General features: G+C 34.4%; 26 protein-coding genes. 18 read left to right on the top strand and 8 right to left on the bottom strand.

Annotated features, from left to right (window positions below; genetic code table 11):
• Positions 1–29: 29 nt before the first annotated feature.
• From WC622_RS07380 to WC622_RS07360, 5 genes are read left to right on the top strand one after another with little or no spacing between them, the layout of a single operon-like run.
• The gene (locus WC622_RS07380) at positions 30–1,361 is read left to right on the top strand and encodes a D-alanyl-D-alanine carboxypeptidase (RefSeq protein WP_372818736.1); all 1,332 of its coding nucleotides are present in this window, start codon (positions 30–32) and stop codon (positions 1,359–1,361) included.
• A gap of 1 nt (position 1,362) precedes the next feature.
• Entirely contained in the window at positions 1,363–2,154 is a 792-nt protein-coding gene (locus WC622_RS07375; protein WP_372818734.1) for an alpha/beta hydrolase, read from the top strand.
• Positions 2,155–2,158: 4 nt separating this feature from the next.
• On the top strand, positions 2,159–3,214 hold the full coding sequence (locus WC622_RS07370) for a glycoside hydrolase family 18 protein (RefSeq protein WP_372818732.1): 1,056 nt from the start codon (positions 2,159–2,161) through the stop codon (positions 3,212–3,214).
• Positions 3,214–4,263 (top strand): aminotransferase class I/II-fold pyridoxal phosphate-dependent enzyme, encoded by a 1,050-nt coding sequence (locus WC622_RS07365; RefSeq protein WP_372818730.1) that lies wholly within the window; start codon positions 3,214–3,216, stop codon positions 4,261–4,263. The genes WC622_RS07370 and WC622_RS07365 overlap by 1 nt, the downstream gene beginning before the upstream one ends.
• A 9-nt stretch (positions 4,264–4,272) precedes the next feature.
• Complete coding sequence (locus WC622_RS07360; protein WP_372818728.1) at positions 4,273–4,797, top strand: phosphoglycerate mutase family protein; 525 nt, start codon at positions 4,273–4,275, stop codon at positions 4,795–4,797.
• A gap of 3 nt (positions 4,798–4,800) precedes the next feature.
• Here WC622_RS07360 and WC622_RS07355 read toward each other — a convergent pair whose 3' ends face one another.
• The 4 genes from WC622_RS07355 to WC622_RS07340 all read right to left on the bottom strand — a co-directional run bounded on the left by WC622_RS07355 (position 4,801) and on the right by WC622_RS07340 (position 8,810).
• Positions 4,801–5,484, bottom strand: coding sequence for a M15 family metallopeptidase (locus tag WC622_RS07355; protein ID WP_372818726.1), 684 nt, complete (start codon positions 5,482–5,484; stop codon positions 4,801–4,803).
• 7 nt (positions 5,485–5,491) lie between these two features.
• The gene (locus WC622_RS07350; protein ID WP_372818724.1) at positions 5,492–6,718 is read right to left on the bottom strand and encodes an alanine dehydrogenase; all 1,227 of its coding nucleotides are present in this window, start codon (positions 6,716–6,718) and stop codon (positions 5,492–5,494) included.
• A 66-nt stretch (positions 6,719–6,784) separates the two neighbouring features.
• A complete protein-coding gene (tsaE, locus tag WC622_RS07345) occupies positions 6,785–7,210 on the bottom strand; it encodes a tRNA (adenosine(37)-N6)-threonylcarbamoyltransferase complex ATPase subunit type 1 TsaE (protein WP_372818722.1) in 426 nt (141 codons plus the stop codon).
• Positions 7,211–7,256: 46 nt separating this feature from the next.
• Complete coding sequence (locus tag WC622_RS07340; protein ID WP_372818720.1) at positions 7,257–8,810, bottom strand: PglZ domain-containing protein; 1,554 nt, start codon at positions 8,808–8,810, stop codon at positions 7,257–7,259.
• Positions 8,811–8,911: 101 nt separating this feature from the next.
• Here WC622_RS07340 and WC622_RS07335 point away from each other — a divergent pair, with 101 nt between their 5' ends.
• The 8 genes from WC622_RS07335 (at position 8,912) to WC622_RS07300 (ending at position 15,948) form a co-directional block, all read left to right on the top strand.
• Positions 8,912–10,135 carry an HD domain-containing protein gene (locus WC622_RS07335; RefSeq protein ID WP_372818718.1) on the top strand — a complete coding sequence of 408 codons (1,224 nt, stop codon included), beginning with the start codon at positions 8,912–8,914 and terminating at the stop codon, positions 10,133–10,135.
• Between the two features lie 114 nt (positions 10,136–10,249).
• Positions 10,250–11,320, top strand: a complete 1,071-nt coding sequence (lpxD, locus tag WC622_RS07330) for a UDP-3-O-(3-hydroxymyristoyl)glucosamine N-acyltransferase (protein WP_372818716.1) — start codon at positions 10,250–10,252, stop codon at positions 11,318–11,320.
• Between the two features lie 2 nt (positions 11,321–11,322).
• Entirely contained in the window at positions 11,323–12,732 is a 1,410-nt protein-coding gene (locus tag WC622_RS07325; protein WP_372818714.1) for a bifunctional UDP-3-O-[3-hydroxymyristoyl] N-acetylglucosamine deacetylase/3-hydroxyacyl-ACP dehydratase, read from the top strand.
• The gene (gene lpxA / locus WC622_RS07320; RefSeq protein ID WP_372818712.1) at positions 12,732–13,517 is read left to right on the top strand and encodes an acyl-ACP--UDP-N-acetylglucosamine O-acyltransferase; all 786 of its coding nucleotides are present in this window, start codon (positions 12,732–12,734) and stop codon (positions 13,515–13,517) included. The genes WC622_RS07325 and lpxA overlap by 1 nt, the downstream gene beginning before the upstream one ends.
• 12 nt (positions 13,518–13,529) lie before the next feature.
• Positions 13,530–14,144, top strand: coding sequence for an ATP-binding cassette domain-containing protein (locus WC622_RS07315; RefSeq protein ID WP_372818711.1), 615 nt, complete (start codon positions 13,530–13,532; stop codon positions 14,142–14,144).
• A gap of 425 nt (positions 14,145–14,569) precedes the next feature.
• Positions 14,570–15,130, top strand: coding sequence for an elongation factor P (gene efp, locus WC622_RS07310; RefSeq protein ID WP_372818709.1), 561 nt, complete (start codon positions 14,570–14,572; stop codon positions 15,128–15,130).
• A gap of 86 nt (positions 15,131–15,216) precedes the next feature.
• Positions 15,217–15,783, top strand: a complete 567-nt coding sequence (locus tag WC622_RS07305) for a 5-formyltetrahydrofolate cyclo-ligase (protein WP_372818707.1) — start codon at positions 15,217–15,219, stop codon at positions 15,781–15,783.
• Between the two features lie 3 nt (positions 15,784–15,786).
• Positions 15,787–15,948 carry a hypothetical protein gene (locus tag WC622_RS07300; protein WP_372818705.1) on the top strand — a complete coding sequence of 54 codons (162 nt, stop codon included), beginning with the start codon at positions 15,787–15,789 and terminating at the stop codon, positions 15,946–15,948.
• Here WC622_RS07300 and WC622_RS07295 read toward each other — a convergent pair.
• The 4 genes from WC622_RS07295 to WC622_RS07280 form a co-directional block, all read right to left on the bottom strand.
• Positions 15,911–16,906 carry a formimidoylglutamase gene (locus WC622_RS07295; RefSeq protein ID WP_372818703.1) on the bottom strand — a complete coding sequence of 332 codons (996 nt, stop codon included), beginning with the start codon at positions 16,904–16,906 and terminating at the stop codon, positions 15,911–15,913. The two genes, WC622_RS07300 and WC622_RS07295, sit on opposite strands and share 38 nt — an antisense overlap.
• The gene (gene hutI / locus WC622_RS07290; protein WP_372818701.1) at positions 16,899–18,137 is read right to left on the bottom strand and encodes an imidazolonepropionase; all 1,239 of its coding nucleotides are present in this window, start codon (positions 18,135–18,137) and stop codon (positions 16,899–16,901) included. Before hutI ends, WC622_RS07295 begins: the two co-directional genes overlap by 8 nt.
• A 13-nt stretch (positions 18,138–18,150) precedes the next feature.
• Positions 18,151–18,918 (bottom strand): exodeoxyribonuclease III, encoded by a 768-nt coding sequence (locus WC622_RS07285; RefSeq protein WP_372818699.1) that lies wholly within the window; start codon positions 18,916–18,918, stop codon positions 18,151–18,153.
• Between the two features lie 95 nt (positions 18,919–19,013).
• Complete coding sequence (locus WC622_RS07280) at positions 19,014–19,730, bottom strand: peptidylprolyl isomerase (protein WP_372818697.1); 717 nt, start codon at positions 19,728–19,730, stop codon at positions 19,014–19,016.
• Positions 19,731–19,943: 213 nt separating this feature from the next.
• Between WC622_RS07280 and WC622_RS07275 the strand changes: the two genes are divergently transcribed.
• The 5 genes from WC622_RS07275 to WC622_RS07255 all read left to right on the top strand — a co-directional run bounded on the left by WC622_RS07275 (position 19,944) and on the right by WC622_RS07255 (position 22,890).
• Positions 19,944–20,345, top strand: coding sequence for an HYC_CC_PP family protein (locus WC622_RS07275; RefSeq protein WP_372818696.1), 402 nt, complete (start codon positions 19,944–19,946; stop codon positions 20,343–20,345).
• A 98-nt stretch (positions 20,346–20,443) separates the two neighbouring features.
• Positions 20,444–20,977, top strand: coding sequence for a heavy-metal-associated domain-containing protein (locus WC622_RS07270; RefSeq protein WP_372818695.1), 534 nt, complete (start codon positions 20,444–20,446; stop codon positions 20,975–20,977).
• Between the two features lie 3 nt (positions 20,978–20,980).
• Entirely contained in the window at positions 20,981–21,805 is an 825-nt protein-coding gene (locus tag WC622_RS07265) for a hypothetical protein (RefSeq protein WP_372818693.1), read from the top strand.
• 15 nt (positions 21,806–21,820) lie between these two features.
• On the top strand, positions 21,821–22,327 hold the full coding sequence (locus tag WC622_RS07260; protein ID WP_372818691.1) for a DUF3347 domain-containing protein: 507 nt from the start codon (positions 21,821–21,823) through the stop codon (positions 22,325–22,327).
• Positions 22,327–22,890: an AraC family transcriptional regulator gene (locus WC622_RS07255; protein WP_372818689.1), complete on the top strand. Its 564-nt coding sequence runs from the start codon at positions 22,327–22,329 to the stop codon at positions 22,888–22,890. Before WC622_RS07260 ends, WC622_RS07255 begins: the two co-directional genes overlap by 1 nt.
• The last annotated feature ends 52 nt before the right edge of the window (positions 22,891–22,942 follow it).

Genomic DNA, 22,942 nt, shown 5'->3' with positions numbered 1-22,942 from the left:
TCATATTTTTATCATAAATGAATTTATAAATGGAAAACCTTTCTCAATACTATAAAAAACGGCTTATTTATTTGATTCTAACTATTGCAGGTTGTTTTTCTGCTTGTGCTCCCAATAAAATCATAGCGCATAAAGTTAAGAAAGAGTTTAAAAGCTCAGCAATCATTAAACAATATCAAGTTGGATTTGCGCTTTTCGATTTAGCAAAAAAGGAAATGATTTTTCAAAAAGATGCTGATAAATATTATACGCCAGCATCAAATACAAAATTATATACGTTTTATGCGGGGTTAAAAATGATGCCCGATTCCATCCCGTCACTAAAATATATTGAAAAAGGAGATTCGCTTATTTTTTGGGGAACCGGAGATCCGTCATTTCTACACACTCAATTAAAGGGAACTAAAGCATTTAATCTTTTAAAATCAACCACTAAAAAACTATTCTTCGCCCCAGGCAGATATACTGGAGATTTCTATGGAAATGGTTGGCAATGGGATGATTACAACGAATATTATCAGGCAGAAATTAATGAATTACCACTATTGGACAATATGGTTTTGGTAAGCTCTACCGCACTAGGATCGATGCACATTTTACCACAAACTTTTGCTTCGTGCTTTGTAAAAGATAGTCTAAACGTTAAACCATTTAGGGTTATTAGAGATTTTAATGCGAATCGATTTAACTACCCTAGTACTATTATTCCGGCGAAATATGCACAACAAATTCCATATAAAGTTAATAGCTCAACAACAGTAAACCTTTTGAGCGACACACTAAATAAATATGTGGGAATTATAAATATGAAAATGCCCGCAGATGCAAAAACAGTTTATAATGTAAAGAGCGACTCCGTTTTTAAAGAGATGCTTTTGCCCAGCGATAATTTTATTGCAGAGCAATTATTGTTGGTGTATGCTAATAAAATAGGTGAAGATTTAAACACAGCTAAGGTAATAAGCTATGTTGAAAAGCAATACTTATCGACCTTGCCTGATAAACCAAAATGGGTAGATGGCTCTGGGTTGTCAAGGGGAAATTTGTTTACGCCAAGGGATATGGTAAAGCTGTTAGAATTGATTTACGGAGAAGTAAATAATCAAGAAAAGTTATTTAGCATGTTGCCGGCTGGAGGAAAAACAGGGACACTTAAGAATGCGTATCCAAAAACAGATAATCCTTTTGTTTTCGGCAAAACAGGAAGCCTTTCTAACAATCATAATCAAAGTGGATATGTGGTAACCAAAAAAGGAAAAGTTTTCATTTTTTCTTTCATGAACAATAATTTTGTTTTGCCCACAGCAGACGTTAGAAAGGAAATGGTTAGGGTGATGACGTATATTCATGAAAATTTTTAAGATGAAAAGATTAATACTACTAATTACGATTTTAACCTTTTGTTGCTCAGTATTTGCGCAAGAACAAATTATTTATCAAAGTAAAAACCTTCCAAAAGCCGATACGACATGGATTTTTAAACCAAAACAATATAAAAAATTAGGCAAGCTTCCAGTTATATTTTTGCTGCATGGGTATAGTGGAAATTACAAACAATGGAATGGGATTATGGATGCTCAGAAATATGCTGACGAATATGGTTTTATCATTGTTTGTCCTGATGGCTTATTTAGCAGCTGGTATTTAAATAGTCCAGCAAAAACTGATTGGCAATATGAAACGTTTTTCTTTGACGAGCTTTACTCGGACATTAAACAGAAATACAAAGTTGATAATCAAAACATTTTTATTAGTGGCTTAAGTATGGGAGGGCATGGAGCACTTTATCTATTTATAAAAAGGCCAGAACTTTTTAGTGGAGCAGGAAGTACTAGCGGAGGAGTGAAATTATCAGATGGATTTGGTAAGTTTGGATTGGGAGAATTGCTTGGAAATCCATCGTCAGATAATGATTTATGGAAGAAATTTTCCGTTATTGATAACATTGACAAATTAAAAGGGAATACAAAACCAATTATTTTTGATTGTGGTTCTTCCGATTTTTTCTATGCTTCCAATAATCAATTAAAACAAAAATGCGATGAATTAAAGCTCAACGCGACGTATATTTCTCAGCCTGGAGCACACAATAAAGTGTACTGGGCAAAATCTATTAAACAACAATTTGAATTCTTTAAAACCCAATTAAAATAAAGCTATGAAATTAAAAAATCTACTAATTGCTTTATCTCTTGTTTTGAGCATTGTTTCGTGTAGTAAAAAAAGCGACCCGATACCAACTCCATCACCTCCAATACAGCCCATTCCGGTTATTCCCACCCCACCAACCAGAACTGCATGGGTGCCAGGCACATTTAAAATTGTAGCCTATATGCCAAGTTATAAAGACCCAAACACAATAGATGATAGTAAATATAAAATGATTACACATTTATTATATGCTTTTATCAACCCAAATGTAAGTGGAGATGGATCTTTAAATACAGTTTTGCAGCCAACTAGGTTTACCACCGTTATAACAAAAGCCAAAAATTACGGTGTTAAAACAGGTATATCTGTTTCGGGCGATAAAAATATATTTGCTACTATTGCTGCATCGGCTCCGGCAAGAACAAAATTTACAACCCAAGTAGTCGCCTTTGTTAAAGCTAACAATCTTGATGGTGCAGATATCGATTGGGAATATCCAACTGCAGCAGATGCATCTGCAGATAATTTTGTGCTATTAATGCAAGAATTAAGTTCTGCATTACATGCTGAAGGTAAATTTTTGAGTGCTGCGGTTACTCCAGGGGTATATACCGGCAATATCAAAAATGGCATGAAACCTGAAGTTTTTCAGTATATAGATTTCCTAAACCTGATGCAATATGATGGGCCAAATTACGATACAGCGGAGCCATTAAATCATGCTTCTATGAAATTAACTCAAAAAAGCTTAGATGTTTATTTGGTAGAAAAGGGCTTGCCGAAAGAAAAAGCCATTTTAGGGATACCTCTTTATGGCGAAAATGTAAGCGGAGGAGCAATTGCCTATCGTGATATTGAAGCTAGCGGAGCTAATGTCTATTTAAATCTTGCAAAAGTTAATGGCACGGACTATGGTTACAATGGAATTGAATTAATTTGGCAAAAGGCACAATTAGCTAAAGAAAGATGTAACGGAATTATGTTTTGGGAATTTTCTTTCGACTCAAATTCTTCAAAATCATTAGTTAAAGCCGCCAACGATCAACTCGGAAGAACTTATTAATGCAGGAGAAAAATAGCTTTAATCATCTTAATGTTCCATTAGCGTCAAAAATTAATATCGATAGACAAGCCTACCTTTATTTTGGTGGAACAGCGTATTTAGGCATTCCGCAGCATGCTGATTTTATAAAACTTTACCTAAAAGGAATTAAACAGTTTGGACTAAATAACGGCACAAGTCGGAATAATAATATTCAATTAGGAATTTATGACGATGCCGAAAAACATGCCGCAAATAAATTTGGCTCAGAATCATCATTAATTTTATCAAGCGGATATCTGGCTGCGCAACTCACCATAAAACAAGTTTCACCTTTTGGCGAAATAAGATATGCACCATATACTCATCCTGCTTTGTGGTATAAAGAAGATCCAAAAACTGCAGGTTCTTTTAATAATTGGGCAAAAAATATTATCGAAGAAATTAATTTAAGCGAAAAGAAGAATTGGGTGCTGATTAGTAATTCAATGAACAATCTTTTTCCTGAAATTTATGATTTCTCTTTTATCAAGCAAATAAATGAAGAAAAACAGATTATTTTGGTAGTTGATGATTCTCATGGAATTGGTGTAAATAATAAAGGCTTAAGCGCTTTGTCGACAATTCCAAAATGTGAAAATGTTGATGTTTTGCTAATAGCTTCTATGGCAAAAGCTCTGGGAGTAGATGCAGGATTGGTTTTAGGGTCAGAAAAAACCATCAGGAAATTAAAACAAAGCAACGAATTTTTAGGTGCTTCACCCCCATCTGCCGCAGGTCTTTTTGCTTTCATGCATGCTCAAGAAATTTACAAAAGTGAATGGTCAAAACTTCAGGAAAACATATCGCTATTAAATAACGCTTTAACAGAAAATAATGATTGGCATTTTATAACAGGTTTTCCTGTGTTTTTCTTTAAAAATGTAGACCTTAGCGCCAAGCTACTAAAACGAAATATATTAGTTTCATCTTTTCCTTACCCGGATAAAGATGGGCCAATAGTTAATAGAATAGTTTTAAGTAGTTGGCATAGCAAAGCCGATATCCAAGAATTAATCGCAAACTTATAGATAGATACCATGAGAAATTTTATCCTTATCCTTCTCATAGTTTTGCTAGGACAGCAGAACTTAAGCGCACAAAAAACCGTAAAAGTTTGGGTGGTTAGGCATGCAGAAAAACTAACAGACGACCCTAAAGATAAAGACCCAGATTTATCTCCAGAAGGAAAAGAAAGAGCTGAAGCACTAATGAAGGAACTCAAAGGCGAGAAAATTGATTCTATTTTTGCAACAAACTACAAAAGGACCAAATTAACAGGATTTCCGTTGGCTGATAAAATTGGAATTTCAGTTAAAACATACAATCCAGAAGATCAAAAAACATTAGCGAAACAACTAATAATTAATGCTAAAGGAAAGAATATTTTAATTGTAGGTCATTCTAATACAGTACTAGAAATAGTTGAAGCATTTGGCGCAAAAAAACCTGTAAAAGGATTAACGGATGACGATTACGACTATCTTTTTGAAGTAACTGTTAAAGGAGATAAGGCAGATGTTAAAGTTAGTCGATATGGCAAAGAGCACCACAGTAAGGAATAAGCACTACAGCTTTTCAAATGGAATGTCCATTAAATCATAATTTTGCCAGCCATTAAAATCAAAATGCCACCATTCGTTGTAAATAACTTTAAAACCATTTGCTTGCATGGTGCTAATTAAAAAATCTCTGTTTTTAATAATTGCTGGCGGAAGATTTTCGAAATGCGGCGCTGCCTCTGCAGCAAAACTATCGTAAGGAGTTGGCATTGGCACATCTTTACCAGTTTTAAGATCAATAATAGTTAAATCTACAGCACAACCACGATTATGTTTGGAGCCTTTTGCTGGGTTAGCCACAAAGTTTTTATCGCTAGCTTTTTGATAAAACGAAACAGTAATGGCATACGGGCGATAAGCATCAAAAATCTTCAATCCGTAACCGTTTTTATTTAAAATAGCTTGAATTTTCTTCAAATGCTCAACAACAGGCTTTCTAGCAAAAGCTCGAGCTTGTTTATACATTACCTGGTGCATAAAATTGTTTGTAGTTGCATAGCGGATATCTAAAACAACCGAAGGAATAGCCGTTTTGATTTCTACAAGCTCATTATTTGGATTTGTCTTATTGTTTGCTTTATAGATTTTTAGATCATTTATGATAGTTAACCCGTATGGATTTTGTGCATTTTTTTGTGCACAAGAATTAAGAGAAATTGCAAGTAAAAAAAGAAATAGAAAGTTTTTCATCAGAGATTTATTGGTTGGAGACAACTAGTAATTCTAAATCCTTAAAAGGAAGATTGTACATGTTAGCCAAATCTTTATTTGTTAAATGACCTTGATAACAATATAGCGCTTCACGGATGCCAGGTCTATTCCAAACCATATTCATTAAACCGCCCATATCTCCAATATCAACTAATATTGGGGCAAATATATTTGTTAAAGCATAAGAGGCAGTCCTTGGCACTCTTGATGCGATATTTGGCACACAATAATGAATTACATCATGCTTAATAAAAACAGGATCTTTATGATTTGTTACTTCCGATGTTTCGAAACAACCGCCTTGATCTATACTTACATCGACCACAACTGAGTGCGGTTTCATTTTAGCAACGGTTTCTTCCATCACTAAGCAGGGGCTGCGACCATGTTCAGAGCGAATGGCACCGATCACCACATCACAAGTAGTAATGGCTTTTGCCAACACAATAGGCTGCATTACCGAAGTGAAAACCCTACTTCCCAAATTATTTTGCAAACGACGTAATCTAAATATCGAGCTATCAAAAACTTTTACTTCTGCGCCTAAGGAAAGCGCTGTTCGAGCGGCGTATTCACCAACAGTTCCAGCTCCTAAAATAACAATTTCGGTAGGTGGCACACCGGTAAACCCACCTAGCATTAACCCTTTTCCACCAAAAGCACTGCTCAAATATTCTGCAGCAATAAAGATAGAAGCGGCACCAACTATTTCGCCCATGGCACGTACAACGCTTAATACATTGCCCTCATCACGTAAGTTCTCAAAACATAAAGCATTAATTTTCTTATGAAGGATGGCTTTTAGATTCGTGTCTTTAAGCGTTCCAATTTGCAAAGCAGAAATAAGTGTTTGGCCTTTGTGCATCAACCCAATTTCTTCTAAAGTTGGCGGAGCGATTTTTACAATAATATCTGCTGCATACACATCTTTTTTGCTGAAAGATATTTGTGCACCTTGTTCACTATAATCTTTATCGGTAAAATTTGCGCCAACTCCAGCTCCAGATTCTATAACAACTCGATGGCCATTGTTAATTAATAACGCAACAGATAATGGTGTAAGTGCAATACGACATTCTTGAAACGAAATCTCTTTTGGAATACCTATATATAAACTATTGCTTTTTTTATTGGTTTCCAACATTGACTCTTGGGTTTGCATTAAACCTCTTTGAGCAATGGCGGCCATGCCTTCACGTAATCCTGTACCCATGATATAATGTCGTAGTTTTTAGGTGTTTGAAGATACAGAAAATCTATGAATACCTCAACATAAATCTTAATTGGAGATTTTGCTGAGGTTAAAAGTCCGTTGAGTATCTCCAGTAATACTAATTTCTACTTTTATGTAATTGTCTGGCAATAGCTCTTCAATTTTTTGAGGCCATTCTATCAAACAAAAATTATCGTTGTAAAAATACTCCTCATAGCCAATGTCATATGCTTCTTGCAGGTTTTTTATTCGATAAAAATCAAAATGATAAACTAAATATTTGTCGCTTTCATATTCATTTACAATTGAAAATGTTGGGCTACTAACCACATCTTGAACACCCAAAACTTCACAAAATGCTTTAATAAATGTTGTTTTTCCAGCAGCCATTTCTCCTTCGAAAACAAAAAATTTATCGCCATTGGCAAAAACTAAAAGTTGTTCAGCGACAGTAGTTAATTCAGCTACGCTATTAATACAGATGGATTTCATTTATACAAAGATAGACTCTAATCTATATTTCTATAGTTGTTTGTAATTATTTAGAACTGTAAGTTACTACTGGGATAATCATTTCTTCTAACGAAATTCCACCATGCTGAAAAGTCTCATTATAATAATTCACAAATTGATTATAATTGTTTTGGTACACAAAATATTTATCCTCTTTGGCAAAAATATAATTAGAACTGATGTTTATTTTAGGCAATTGTGCTTCATGCGGATTTTTAATCAAGAACACTTCCTTAGCATTGTAATTTAAATTTCGGCCTTGTTTATAGCGTAAATTTGTATTTGTATTTCTGTCGCCAATTACTTTACTTGGATGCTTCACTCTAATGGTGCCGTGATCCGTTGTAATAATCAGTTTTACTCTTTTTTGTGAGATTTTCTTTAACAAATCTAATAAAGGCGAATGCTCAAACCACGATAAAGTTAACGAACGATAAGCGGCATCGTCATTTGCCAATTCGCGAATCATTTGCATGTCGGTACGAGCATGAGAAAGCATATCAACAAAGTTGTAAACAATAGCGTTAAACTCGTTTTCCATCAAATTATTTACCTTTTCTGTTAACTCTTTACCTTGGTCAAAAGTTAAAATTTTATGGTAACTAAACTTGCAATCTTTACGTAAACTTCGTTTAATCTGATCTCCTAGAAAAGTCTCTTCATGTAAGTTTTTTCCCCCTTCATCATCATCATTTTGCCATAACGATGGGAAACGTTTTTCCATCTCTAAAGGCATCAAGCCGGAAAAAATAGAGTTACGAGCATACTGAGTCGCTGTTGGTAAAATACTCGAATAAGTATCTTCCTCATCTAAACGGAAATATTCAGTAATTAAAGGGTTGATAATTTTCCACTGATCGTAACGTAAATTATCAATCAGAATAAAAAATACAGGTGTGTTTGAATTAATTAATGGGAAAGCTTTCTTTTTTAATAACTCATTTGATAATAATGGTGCTTCACCCTTTCCATTAACCCATCCTAAATAATGATCTTCAATAAACTTCGAAAATTGTGTATTTGCTTCCGATTTTTGCATGGTTAAAATTTCATGCATTTGTGGATCGTCTAATTTTTCGAGCTCAAGCTCCCAAAAAACCAATTTTTTATACACATCTACCCATTCTTCATAACTTAACTTATCATTTAAAGTCATGCCTAAACGCCTAAAATCTTGTTGATAGGCAGAAGAAGTCTTCTCGCTTACCAAGCGTTTATTGTCTATAATTTTCTTTATAGTTAACAAAACTTGTTTAGGATTAACGGGCTTAATGAGGTAGTCATCTATTTTAGAACCGATGGCATCTTCCATCAAATTTTCTTCTTCACTTTTAGTAATTAACACTACAGGCACATCAGAACGAATGTTTTTGATGGCAGAAAGAGTTTCCAGCCCACTTAGACCAGGCATATTTTCATCTAAAAAAACAAGATCAAAATGTTCTTTACCAAAAGCTTCTAACGCATCATTGCCATTGGTAAAAGTTGTAACATGATATCCTTTTTCGTTTAACAATAAAATATGTGGTTTTAATAAGTTAATCTCATCATCGGCCCATAAAATTTTGGTTTCCTGCATTATATATACTTTTTATGTAAATTAAAGTTTTTAAAAGAGCTTGTCTTTTTTACTATCGATAAAAATAGCAATTTTTGTACCGTATAATTTATTTTTGAGAGTTGAATAAAAAGAAAATAATAAACGACCCTGTTTATGGGTTCATCAGTATTCCCTCCGCCTTAGTTTATGACCTGATTTCACATCCGTATTTTCAGCGGTTAAGATATATCAAACAATTAGGAATGACCCATTTGGTCTATCCAGGAGCATTACATACTCGCTTTCATCATGCTATTGGCGCAATGCATTTAATGAGTTTGGCGCTTGAAGTATTAAGAAACAAAGGACATGAAATAAGCACAGAGGAAGAAGAAGCCGCAACTATTGCAATTTTATTACACGACATTGGACATGGGCCTTTTTCTCACGCATTGGAGCATACTCTAGTCAATGGAATTAAACATGAGCATATTTCTATGCTCATGATGGATCGGTTAAATGAAGAATTTGAAGGTAAGTTGACCCCTGCCATTAACATTTTTAGAGGAAACTATTACCGAAATTTCTTTTGTCAGTTAATTTCTGGTCAACTAGATTTAGATAGGATGGATTATCTTAATCGCGATAGTTTTTTTACTGGTGTAAGCGAGGGAGTAATTAGTTTCGACAGAATTATTAAAATGTTCAACATTGTTGATGACCAATTAGTTATTGAAGAAAAAGGAATTTACTCTATCGAGAAATTTTTAATTGCTCGCAGGTTAATGTATTGGCAGGTTTATCTCCATAAAACAGTAATCGCGGCCGAACAGTTGTTGGTTAAAATTTTAGAACGAGCAAAAGAACTCGCCTCTAGCGGAGCTAAATTATTTGCGACACCGGCATTGCAACATTTTTTACAAAACGATATCACAGAGCATAATTTTTTTGAAGATGACAACCATTTGCTACAGTTTTCAAAACTAGATGACCAAGATATTTATGCAGCAATTAAGGTTTGGGAAAGCCATGATGACCCAATTTTGTCAAAGCTTTGCCAGATGTTAAATTCACGTAAACTATACAAAGTGGAAATCACAAACACACCTCCATCTGCTGAAAGAATAGAGCGCTTGGCAAATCAAACGGCTTTAGCATTAAACTTACAAGATGACGATGTGGCTTATTTTGTTTTTACAGATACCATTAGAAATAGGGCTTATAATGCCGGAAATAGCAATATTAATATTTTAATGAAGAATAATGAACTAGTAGATATTGCAAAAGCATCAGATTTATCTAACTTAGAATCTTTAGATAAGACCGTAAAAAAGCACATTCTTTGTTACACAAGAGATATTTAGCATTTTTTAACAAAATATTTAACCTTTTGCAACGTTTCGTGTCTTATCCTTGTAATGTAAGATTAACAGGTGTTGTTTATTTGTTCATATCAATTTAACATTTAACTTTGTAACATGCAATTTACTGCCAAGCAGATAAGCGAATTTTTAGATGGCGCCATAGAGGGAGATGCAACTGTAAAAGTTGGAGAGCTTTCTAAAATAGAAGACGGCAGTGTTGGCTCGTTATGCTTTTTGTCAAATCCTAAATACGAAAGTTATTTGTACACAACAAAAGCCTCAGTGGTTATTGTATCAACAGATTTTGTGCCATCACAACCTGTAAATTGTACCTTAATAAAAGTAAAAGATCCATATAGTGCATTTTCTGTGCTATTAGAAAAATATAACGAAGCGCTTAATCAAGATAAAACTGAGGCGGGAATAACGGAGCCTTGCTTTATTCATCCAACAGCAAAAATTGGTAAAAATGTTTTTATTGGCGCTTTTTGTTCTATTGATGAGAATGTAGAAATAGGAGATAATTGCAGAATATATACCCAAATATATATAGGATCAGATACTAAAATTGGTAACGATTGTACCATTTATCCAGGGGTAAAAATATATAACCGCACTAAAATAGGAGATAGAGTAACAATTCACTCAAATGCAGTAATTGGTAGTGATGGATTTGGTTTTGCGCCACAAGCAGATGGAACCTATAATAAGATTGCACAGATTGGGAACGTTATTATTGAAGACGATGTAGAAATAGGAGCAAATACGACTATCGACAGAGCAACGATGGGTTCTACTTTTATACGTAAAGGAGCGAAATTGGATAACTTAATTCAAATTGCACATAATGTGGATGTAGGCGCTCATGCTGTGGTTGCCGCACAAAGTGGAATTTCTGGAAGCACTAAATTAGGCGAGAATTCTGTAATTGGCGGACAGGTAGGAATTGCTGGACATTTAAATTTGGGTAAAGGGACACAAATTGGTGCTCAAGCAGGAATAAATTTCAACACAGAAGAAAATAAACAATGGCATGGTAGTCCGGCACAACCATTAAAAGAGTGGATGCGATCTACAGTAATATTTAAGAAATTGCCAGAAGTTGATAAACGCATTAGAGCTTTAGAAGCTAAAATAGCAGAACTAACAGCTATTATAGAGAATATAAGTACAATACAAAAATAAGAATGAACGTTAAGCAAAAGACCATTAAAGGCGAAATTTCGGTTAAAGGTGTAGGTTTGCACACAGGTGCGAATGTTACGTTAACTTTTTGCCCAGCACCCGATAACCATGGTTTTAAATTTCAAAGAATTGACCTTCCCGGACAACCAATTGTTGACGCAGATTGCGATAATGTAACTGATACTGCTAGAGGAACTACTATCTCTCAAAATGGGGCAAGTATTAGCACGGTAGAACACGTAATGGCATCTTTAGTGGGCATGGATTTGGATAATGTTTTGTTAAAACTTGACGGTCCGGAAACCCCAATTATGGATGGTAGTTCGATTTTATTTATCGAAGCCTTAGAAGAGGTTGGTATATTATCTCAAGATACAGATAGAGAATACTTCACCATTCCGCATAATATTACCTATACAGAAGCAGATAGAAAAGTAGAAATAGTGGCGATGCCATTAGATGATTACCGCTTTACTTGCATGATCGATTACAATTCTCCAGTTTTGGGAAGTCAACACGCAGGTATTTCTAGCATTGCTGAATTTAAGAAAGAAATAGCTTCATGCAGAACTTTCTGTTTTTTACATGAACTAGAATATCAATTGCAAAACAACCTAATTAAAGGTGGCGATTTAAATAACGCAATTGTAATTGTAGATAAAGAAGTAACAAAACCTGAATTAGAACATTTAGCGAAAATTTTTAACAGGTCTGCCATAGAAGTTGCCCCACAAGGGATTTTAAATAATATGGAATTGCGTTACCAAAACGAACCAGCTCGCCATAAATTATTAGATATGATCGGTGATTTGGCGTTGGTAGGTGTTCATTTAAAGGGGCATATCATGGCGGCAAGACCTGGTCATGCAGCTAACGTTGCGTTTGCGAAAAAGATTAAAGCAGCAATTAAAAAGGAAAAAGGCAAAAAAATACAAAAGGTGTACGATGCTAATGCAAAACCATTGTATGATGTAATGCAGATCATGGATATTTTACCACACAGACAACCTTTTTTGTTTGTTGACAAAGTATTAGAGCTTAGTAAAACACATGTGGTTGGCGTTAAAAATGTAACTATGAACGAAGATTTCTTCAGGGGCCATTTTCCTGGTGCACCAGTAATGCCTGGCGTAATACAAATAGAAGCGATGGCACAAGTAGGCGGAATTTTAGTGTTAAGTACCGTTCCTGATCCTCGTAATTATCTGACTTATTTCTTAAAAATTGACAATGTGCGTTTTAGAGCGCAAGTTCTACCAGGTGACACTATTGTTTTTAGATGTGATTTAATGGAGCCAATTCGTCGAGGGATAGCTCAAATGAAAGGTATTGGTATGGTAGGCGAAAAAGTAGTGGTAGAAGCCGAAATGATGGCTCAAATTTCAAGAATAAAAGATAGCGAAACAGCATAATGATACAACCTTTAGCATATATACACCCACAAGCAAAAATTGCAGATAATGTTGTAGTTGAGCCATTTGCTGTAATTCACAAAGATGTAGAAATCGGCGAAGGAACTTGGATAGGTTCTAACGTTGTGATTATGGATGGAGCGAGAATTGGGAAAAATTGCCGCATTTTTCCAGGGTCGGTAATTTCTGGTATTCCGCAAGATTTAAAGTTTGCAGGAGAAATTACCACAGCTGAAATTGGAGATAATACAACCATCCGGGAATGCGTAACCATTAACCGTGGTACAAAAGATAAATGGAAAACCGTTATTGGTAAAAATTGTTTAATTCAAGCATATTCTCACGTTGCTCATGATTGTGAAGTGGGTGATTTCTGTATATTTTCTAATAGTACAACTTTAGCTGGCCATATTACCATAGGCGATTATGTAGTTTTAGCGGGTTTGGTAGCTATACATCAATTTGTTAAAGTTGGATCACATGCTTTTGTAACTGGTGGATCTTTGGTGCGTAAAGACGTCCCGCCATATGTTAAAGCAGCAAGAGAGCCACTTTCTTATGTAGGCATCAACTCTGTGGGATTACGCAGAAGAGGATTTTCTCCAGAAAAAATTAACGAAATACAAGAAATTTACCGTGTGCTTTTCGTTAAAAACAATAACGTTACTAAAGCATTAGATATCATAGAAGCGGAATTTCAACCTACGGAAATTCGAGATGAAATTGTGGATTTTATTCGCAATTCAAACCGTGGCGTGATGAGAGGTTTTGGTACAGGAAGCTAATTCATCCTCCAGATGGAAATCAGCTTAAATAATGTTGGCCGAAGGTTTAATAAAGAGTGGATATTTAAAAATATTAACTACAATTTTAAACAAGGTCAGAAATATGCAATACTAGGGCCAAACGGTTCGGGTAAATCAACTTTGTTAAGTGTTTTATTAGGAAGCTTAACTCCGTCTGAAGGAGAAATTAACTATACAAATCCTGCTGAAATCAGAATAGAGAATATTTATCAATACATCAGCTTTGCAGCACCTTATTTAGATTTGGTTGAAGAATTTACTTTACAAGAAACCATCGATTTTCATTTTCAATTTAAAGCGTACACAAATGATTTAAATGCTTCGACAGTTCTTAGTCTTCTTGGCTTGGAAAAATCTCAGGACAAGGCTTTAAAACATTTCTCCTCGGGGATGAAACAGCGCACTAAACTTGCCTTAGCTTGTTGTGCAAATACCCCTATTCTACTATTAGATGAACCGACTTCTAATTTAGATGCGCAAGGAATAGATTGGTACTTAGCTTTAATAGAAAAGTTTGCAGATAATAAAATGGTGATCATTGGTTCTAACCAAGAGCATGAATACAATTTTTGCGAGCATCAATTGAGCATCTCTGACTATAAATAGGCAGGAGTGGCTTGTCAATTAAGCATCAAATAAAACAAATTTTTTAGGTGCTTTGAGTTCAAAAACTAGCCTAATTCTCTTTAAATCCATGCTGTAAAAATATTTTTGATTTGCTATTGCAGAATTGAAATATTGTATATACCTTTGCGCCACGAAATAAGGCGTAATATTTAGCTAAATTTCAAACAAATTAATAAAAACGATTGCTAGCAATTATCAATCAAGACGATTTGTTAAGAGAGAGTTAGCATTTTGAGTATATAAAAAGAATAAAATAAGAATTTTCATAGTTTAGTTTTAGGTTTAGGTTGATTGTAGCTTCGGAGTGGTTCCCGAAGCTATCTTTTTTTACAGCTTTTTGAAAAATAGTTTTTACCTTGCGCCTTCAAAAAACAAACAAATTAGTAGTGATTTTTTAAAATATCATGGCAAAAGCATCAGAAATAAAAGTAGGTAACATCCTTCGTTTCAACGGAGAGTTGGTTACTGTTGAAGAATGGAATCATCGCACACCAGGTAAGGGCGGAGCATTTTATACAGGTAAATTTCGTAATATCAAAACTTCTAGATTGGTAGAAGCTCGTATGAACACAGATGAGGTAGTAGAAATTTGCCGCGTTGAAACAAATGATTATCAATATTTATATGAAGATGGCGATTACTTAGTGGTAATGGACAATACATCTTACGAACAATTTAATGTTCCTAAAACTCTTTTCGGTGCATCGATTAAATTCTTAAAAGAAGGAATGAGCATTTTGGTTGCCTTAGAAAGCGAAGAGCCAATTCAAGCAAGTATTCCGAATTTTGTAGAAATGGAAGTGGTATATTCAGAACCAGCAGTCAAAGGCGATACATCTACAAATGCATTAAAAGCCGCAACAGTTGAAAACGATGTTGAAATTAAAGTTCCAATGTTTGTAAATCAAGGCGATAGGGTTAAAATTGATACGCGTACAGGCGAATATGTAGAAAGAGTAAAGTAAGTCTTTTCCTACAAAATATAAAGCCGCAGATTTACTGATTGATTTGATCAGCTAATCTGCGGCTTCTTTTTGTAAATTTGGACACCATGCTTAAATCAATTTTAAGAAAACAAGCCTTACAAAAAAGAAAAAACTTAACTGAGGAAGAAATAGCCTCGTTGAATAAAAGGCTGTTAGCGCAGTTCAAAAAGCTCGATTTATCAACTATTAAAACCTTACATATCTTTCTTCCAATCATTCATCAAAAAGAACCCGATACTTTTCTGCTAATTGAATGGCTGCAAAAAAATCACCCCGAAATTCAAATCATAGTTCCTAAATCAGAGTTTGATTCGAGTTTAATGAGCCATCACCACTATATTGATAAGGAAGATTTAATAAATAATCATTATCATATTCCTGAGCCCCAACAAGCAAAACCGTTTAATGGCATACCAGATATGGTAATTGTTCCGTTATTAGCTTTTGATAAAAATGGTTATAGAGTAGGGTACGGAAAGGGTTTTTACGATCGTTTTTTACAAAATATATCTACACAAAAAATAGGCTTATCTTTTTTTGACGCTGTAACAGAAATTAATGATGTACATTTGAATGATATACGGTTGGATAAATGCATCACACCCAACAAAATCGTCGAATTTAATTGTTAAAACATGGAAAAGGAATTTAAAATAACTTCTGCTAAGCATTACGAAGAAACCATGATTAACCTTTTCGAGATGCAAGAACAAGAAGAGCCATTAACTGCAGCACAGCAAGCGGAAATGGAATTAATGATTAAGGCTGCTGATAAATACGAGGCAGAAGAGCTTTAATAAAATCAGCAATTAGATAAGCAATTGTTTTTCCAGTAGCCAGATCTTTTCTGCCATCAGTCAGTTCAACTGCACCTTCACAAATATGTAAATAGCAATAGTTCTTCTTATCTGATAAAAGAATTTTGCGAATATCATTTAGAGCGAAACCTGAGGGACTTATTGCGCTCGATAATACATTTTCAATACTATCTAAATCAATTTCAAGTCCGCAAGGCGAAGTTAAATCAGCTGTAAATTCAGTCCAATTTTGACTAATAGATTTATTACTTTGCAAAAGATTTTCGAAGTAAATGGCTTTTACTTCTGAATTGTTTTCTAAATAATGTGGTAAAGCTTGATTTACATAATTTTGATGTAACCCAAATATCCGATATTGATTTAAAATTCCATTTTTTAACGCAAAACTAAATCCATTTCCACTGTGCCTACCTTCTTCCGTATTTCTTAAATCAGCATGAGCATCTATGTTAACCACATTTATAGATTGTTTCAATCCTAACGATGTACCTCGAATTATCGGATAAGCATTGTTATGTCCTCCACCAATCACGATTGGGATTTTTCCAGCAGATATAATCTTCTCTATAATTGGATAGACTAAATCATCAACTTGTGTAACTTTCTTTCTTAACTCATCAACGCTTTTATTTTCAGGTTCAGCAATTTCAAAATGACCTAAAACCAAAATCTTCTCTCCAGATAAAAAAGAATTGTTTTGCGAATTAATGAGCGCTTTTAAAGCTACAGGCCAAGCGGTGTTTGCGCCACCAATTCCGTGGTTTGCTCTCACTCCAGCATCTTCAGGAATACCTAAAAGAACAAATTTTGCCGAAGAATTTTGTAATTCACTTAACGCAGAAATTGTTTGAACTTTTTCGCCCAGCTTTACCTCGCCAATGCGTTGGTTTACCAATGTCAAAACATCGCTCTGTGAATAAATTTTAAAGCTATCCATGGTAGATTTCCCCGTTTAAAATAACAGTTTCTATTTGCGATTGCCCAAAACTATAAGGCAAAAATGCCAATGAAGGTATTTCTCTCGTTATAAATAAATTGGCTTTTTTACCGATGGTGATACTTCCCATTTCTCGATTTAATTCCATAGCGGCAGCACCATTTAGTGTCGATGCATTAATTGCCTCCTCGGGCAACATTTTCAACTTAATGCAGGCTAATGAAACTACTAAATTCATATTTCCAGAAGGTGTAGAACCAGGATTATAATCTGTAGCTAAAGCTACTTTGGCATTAGCATTTAGCAAGCCACGAGCATTTGCAAAAGGAATATTTAAATAAAAAGAACACGATGGCAAAAGCGTTGCAATAGTATTGTTATTGGCTAAAATACTTAATACTTCATCATCCGTTTCTTCTAAATGATCTACGGAAATCGCATTGTTTTTAATGCCAATTTGCACGCCGCCTGAAACTGAAAGTTGGTTGGCATGAATTTTTGGTTTTAAACCATATTTCGCAGCTGCTGACAAAATCTCATCAGTTTCTGAAACAGAAAAAAAGCCCTTTTCGCAAAAAACATCAATGTAATCGGCTAATTTTTCTTTGGCAACCGCCGGAAGTATTTCTTTTATAATGAGATCGATATATCCTTGATGGTTATTTTTGTAATCGATTGGATAAGTATGTGCTGCTAAAAAAGTTGCTTTTATTTGGATTGGGAAAGCAGTTTTTAAACGCTTAATAACTCGAAGCATTTTCAGTTCGCTTTCTACCGTTAAACCATAGCCACTTTTAATTTCTACAGCTCCAGTGCCTTGCTTAATCATGTCATTAAGTCGGAGGCTAGCGCTTTCGAAAAGCTCATCTTCAGAGGCTTGTTGTAGTTTATGTGCAGAGTTTAGGATTCCTCCGCCAGCTGCGGCAATTTCTTCATACGTTTTTCCAGCAATTTTCATCACAAATTCTTCTTCACGTGAAGCGGCAAAAACGATATGTGTATGACTATCACACCAGCTAGGAAATACAAATTTTCCTTTGGCATTAATAGATGTAAGATGTAAAATAGATGGCGGAATTTCATTCATCAATCCAAAATCTTTAATTAATCCATCTTCTAACAAAAGCCAAGCATTTTCCAACACAGGTAAATTAGCCATTTCGCTGCCACGAAGCACTAAAGTCTCTTTTGGATGTATGCCTACAAGGCCCTTGATATTGGTAATTAACATTGTTGAATATGACTTATTCTATTTCTAATAATACTGGACAATGATCTGAATGCAAGGCATCAGGCAAGATTTTCACATTTTTTAATCTGCTTTCCATTTGTCGTGTAGCCAAATGATAATCGATGCGCCAACCTAAATTTTTACCTCTTGATCCAGCTCTATAACTCCACCATGTGTAGTGATGCGGATCTTTATTAAAATGACGGAAAGCATCAATAAAACCATTGTTCATAAACAATTCCATCCATTCGCGTTCTTCGGGTAAAAAACCAGATGAATTTGCATTCGATTTTGGATTATGAATATCTATCGGTTGATGGCAAATGTTGTAATCGCCAGAGATAATTAAGTTTGGACATTGCTTACGTAATTCATCAATATACACATCAAAAAAGCGCATAAACTCATATTTTTTGATCTGCCTTTCATCACCACTAGAACCAGAAGGCATGTATAAACTCATTAATGAAAAGTTGTCAAAATCGGCTCGCAAAATTCTACCTTCAGCATCAATCCAAGCTTCGCCGCAACCATAAGAAATGTTATTTGGTTTAATTTTAGTTAAAATAGCTACACCACTATATCCTTTTTTCTCTGCAGGAAACCAATAGTGATGATAGCCCAATTGCTCAATTAAGGCAATAATTTCTGGAATTTGTTCTTTTAGTGCTTTAACTTCTTGCAGGCAAACCATGTCTGCATCGGTAGCTTGGAGCCAATTAAAAAGACCTTTTGTAGCTGCGGCACGAATGCCATTTACGTTATATGAAATAATTTTCATCTGTTCGTTTTTATTTTTAATGGTGATGAAGTGATCATGATTTTATCTGCGCTGTATTGTAATGATTTGAAAAACCATGATGATTTTCATTTGTATTATGTGTTTTTTTTGACTGCATTTTTAGCCAATTCTTTTTCTAGTTTTTTTGCTTCACGTTTGGTTAAAACGGAAACCGTCATTTTGATATCGTTTTTTGGTCGATTGTTTTTATCTGTTAATTGCTCTGCAATTGCATCAACCATTTCTAATCCCTTTACCACTTCACCATACACCGTATAATTACGATCTAGATGTGGCGTACCACCAATAGTTTTATAAACCTGACGCTGCCATTCAGGTATTTTAAATTTCATGCGTTTAGTTTCAACTACATTCAATGAAGAGTCTGTCCAAACTTTTCCCTGAACAATATAAAACTGACAACTACTCGATGCTTTTAATGGATTGATGTCATCACCCTCTCTTGCTGCGGCTAAAACGCCTTTTTTATGAAATAAACTATCTCTAAATTCTGATGGAATAGTATAACCTAAATCACCATTTCCTAATAAAGAATCTGGCTTTGCATTTTTAGAATCAGGATCTCCACCTTGAATCATAAATGCTTTTATCACCCTGTGAAATAACGTGCCATTATAAGTCCCTTGTTTTGCTAATTTCAAAAAATTATCTCGATGTAAAGGGGTTTCGTTATACAATTTAATGATGACTTCGCCTTTTGAAGTACTAATTTTAACATATTGATTTTTAGGTTTTCCACCAAATGCTTGTATAAAGCAAAGGCTTAAAAAAAGGAAGAGTATTTTTTTCATCAATTTAATTTTGTTTTTAATGGTGATGAAGCTGTCATGATTTTAATCATTTTGTTTTGATTTTGAAAATCTTGATGGTTTCATAGTTGAAAATGAATTTATGCTAAGTTATTTAAAAAAGTACAACAGACTTATATCCGTCTTGAATTTTATTTACCAATTTTTAACAAACCCTAAAATCTGATTTCAAAAATTATGTATAGCTTTGCTTTGATGAAGTTAAAGCAAAAACTTGCCCTTAGCCTTTGCACTTTTTACCTTGTAAGCGTAATTGGTGTGGCGTTGAGCATGCATTTTTGCGGAGGACAACTTGCTTCTGTGTCTGTTTATACTGATCGAGCAGCTTGTAACTATTGCAAAGCAGAAGCTAAAGACAAAAAGGACGATGGTTGCTGCAAAAACACCAAAATTGATGTTAAAGTTAAAGACAGTCATCAGGCCGAAAGTTCATTTAAACTCCCTAAACTTTTTAGTTTAGAAACGTTTATCCCAAGTAGAATTAGCGAGCTATTTAAACCATTTTTCCCTGCATTTTTAAGCAGAATGGGGAATAAAGCTCCTCCAAGATCCACGAGTGTAGCCATACATGTGTTCAACTGCGTTTTCAGAAATTAGTTAAATAAATAATTAAGTAATGGCTTAAATAGCTGTTCTTAACCACATTCTTATTTCCCGAGGGGGAGATGATTAATATTTATTTAAAAATTTCGACAATGAAAACGATTAAGATCACCATATTATTTTTGCTATTTTTTGCCATAAAAGTATCCGCTCAACAAGTAACTACTGTAGAAATGCAAGTAACAGGATTAACCTGTTCAATGTGCTCCCAGGCTACAGAAAAATCTTTGCGCACTCTAGATTATGTGAGTAATGTTACGCCAGATTTAAATAAAAACCTTTTCGTAATTACATTTAAAAAAGACAAAGTAGTAAGCTTTGATCAGTTGAATAAAAAAGTTAAAGACGCTGGGTTTTCAGTTGGAAAATTAGAAGCCACCATGAACTTTAATCAGGCAAAAATTGACGAGAACGGCCAAACTATTATTAATGGTACTATTTATCGTTTTACAAATGCAAAAGATAAAGTGCTAAACGGACCCGTTAAAGTGAATGTAATTGATAAAGGATTTATATCGAATGCTACATTTAAGCAGAAATCGGCAACCGTAAAACTTGATTCTTATGCAAGTGGAACGGCGCTAGTTAATGGCAAGAAGACAAGAGTTTATCATTTAAGCATCTAACAGATGATAAAGAAAATAATTGCGTTTGCACTAATGATATTTAGTGCAAATCATTTAGTGTATGCACAAGAATTATATGTGTTTACTGAGCCAGCTAGTAACATGCCATCTAAGTCTATTGGGATACGATTAACGAATGAAGGATTTTTCAACCCCGAATTTAGAAGTAGATCTGTTGGCGAGGTAATGATTGGATTGAATAAAAATCTAATGTTTCATGCACAAGGATTTCTTTCCGATATGGATGGAAAATATCGATTGGAAGGAGGAAGTTTTTATGCTAAATATAGATTTCTATCTTCTGATGAAGCGCAAAGTCATTTTCGCGGAGCTGCTTATGGCAGAATTAGCGCAAGTAAAAGACCTACTTATACCGAAGATATAAATTTGGAAGGCGATAATTCTGGCTGGCAGGGTGGATTAATTTTCACACAGTTAATTCATAAACTTGCTTTATCAGCTACGCTTGGTTATAGTCAAAGTTTTGAAAGTAAAAGCAAGCAATTAGTGGGAATGCCTGAGCCAGATAAAATGCTGAATTATAGTTTGTCTTCTGGGTATTTAGTATTGCCTATTGTGTATAAAAATTACAATCAGCCTAATTTTAATGTCTATTTAGAAGTACTCGGTAAAACCAATCCCAATAACGGAAATTCTTACTTAGATTTGGCTCCGGCTGTTCAATTAATTTTAAACAGCAGAACAAGAATAGACTTGGGCTATCGTTTTCAGGCGACCGGAAATATACCAAACCGATATTTAAAAAATATGTATTTGGCAAGAGTTGAATTTAATTTTTTCAACGCATTAAGTAAAACAAACAACTAATTAAAATTTATAATTATGAAAAGAATAATTTTAATGGTGTTAGCACTAAGCACCACAATTTTAACATCGGTTTATGCTCAAGATGCAAAAACTAAAGTAGAGTTTAACAAGACCTTAAATGCATATTTCGACACAAAAAATGCATTGGCTAAAGATAACACCGCTTTGGCGAGTACAGGCGCTAAGAATTTGTTAAGCAGTTTATCAATATTTCCAGTAAAGTCATTGTCTGCAGCCCAACAAACTACTTGGAACGCACAGGCTGAAGAAATAAAAAAAGCAGCTACTTTAATAGTTTCTCAAAAAGACTTAAAGGAACAACGTAAAAGTTTTGGACCACTATCATCAGCTATGCTAAAGGTAGCTAGAGCGTTAAAACTGAACAATAATGAAGTTTATATTCAATATTGCCCAATGGCTAAAAAAAGCTGGTTAAACGAAGTTGAAGACATTCAAAATCCATTTTATGGAAGCCAGATGTACGATTGCGGCGAAGTAACAGAGACGATTAAAAGAAAATAATGAAATTGTATATCAAAAATATGGTATGCAACCGATGCAAAATGGTGGTTAAAACTGAGCTTGAAAAACTTGGTTTTAGTCCCGTTTCGGTACAACTAGGTGAGGTAGAACTTGTACAAGAAAATCTAAATACTACACAAAATGAGGCGATTAAAGAGGTACTTAGCAAATCTGGATTTGAACTTTTAACGGATAGAAAGAAACAATTAACAGAGCAAATTAAAACTACAATAATTGAGTTGGCACATTATCAAACAGAACCGTTAAAAAGCAATCTTTCTGAGTATTTAAGCAAGAAACTCGACACAGAATACGCTTATTTGAGTGCTATTTTTTCTGAAACGGAACAAAGTACAATTGAGAAATATTTCATCCAGCAAAAGGTTGAAAAAGCAAAAGAATTGCTTACATATGGTGAACATTCTTTGAGTGAAATCGCATTTCAATTAAACTATAGTAGTGTGGCACATCTATCTGCTCAGTTTAAAAAAATAAGTGGCCAAACACCTTCTCAATACAAACTTAATCAGGATTTAAGTCGTAAAACTTTAGATGAAATCTAATCAATTCATTTCTTATCATATATCAACACTTAAAAACTGCATTGTGTATACT

It is taken from the genome of Pedobacter sp., assembly GCF_041662865.1.
Lineage (GTDB): Bacteria > Bacteroidota > Bacteroidia > Sphingobacteriales > Sphingobacteriaceae > Pedobacter.
The sequence above is the reverse complement of the archived record's forward strand: the minus strand, read 5'-3'. Positions and strand labels throughout refer to the sequence as shown.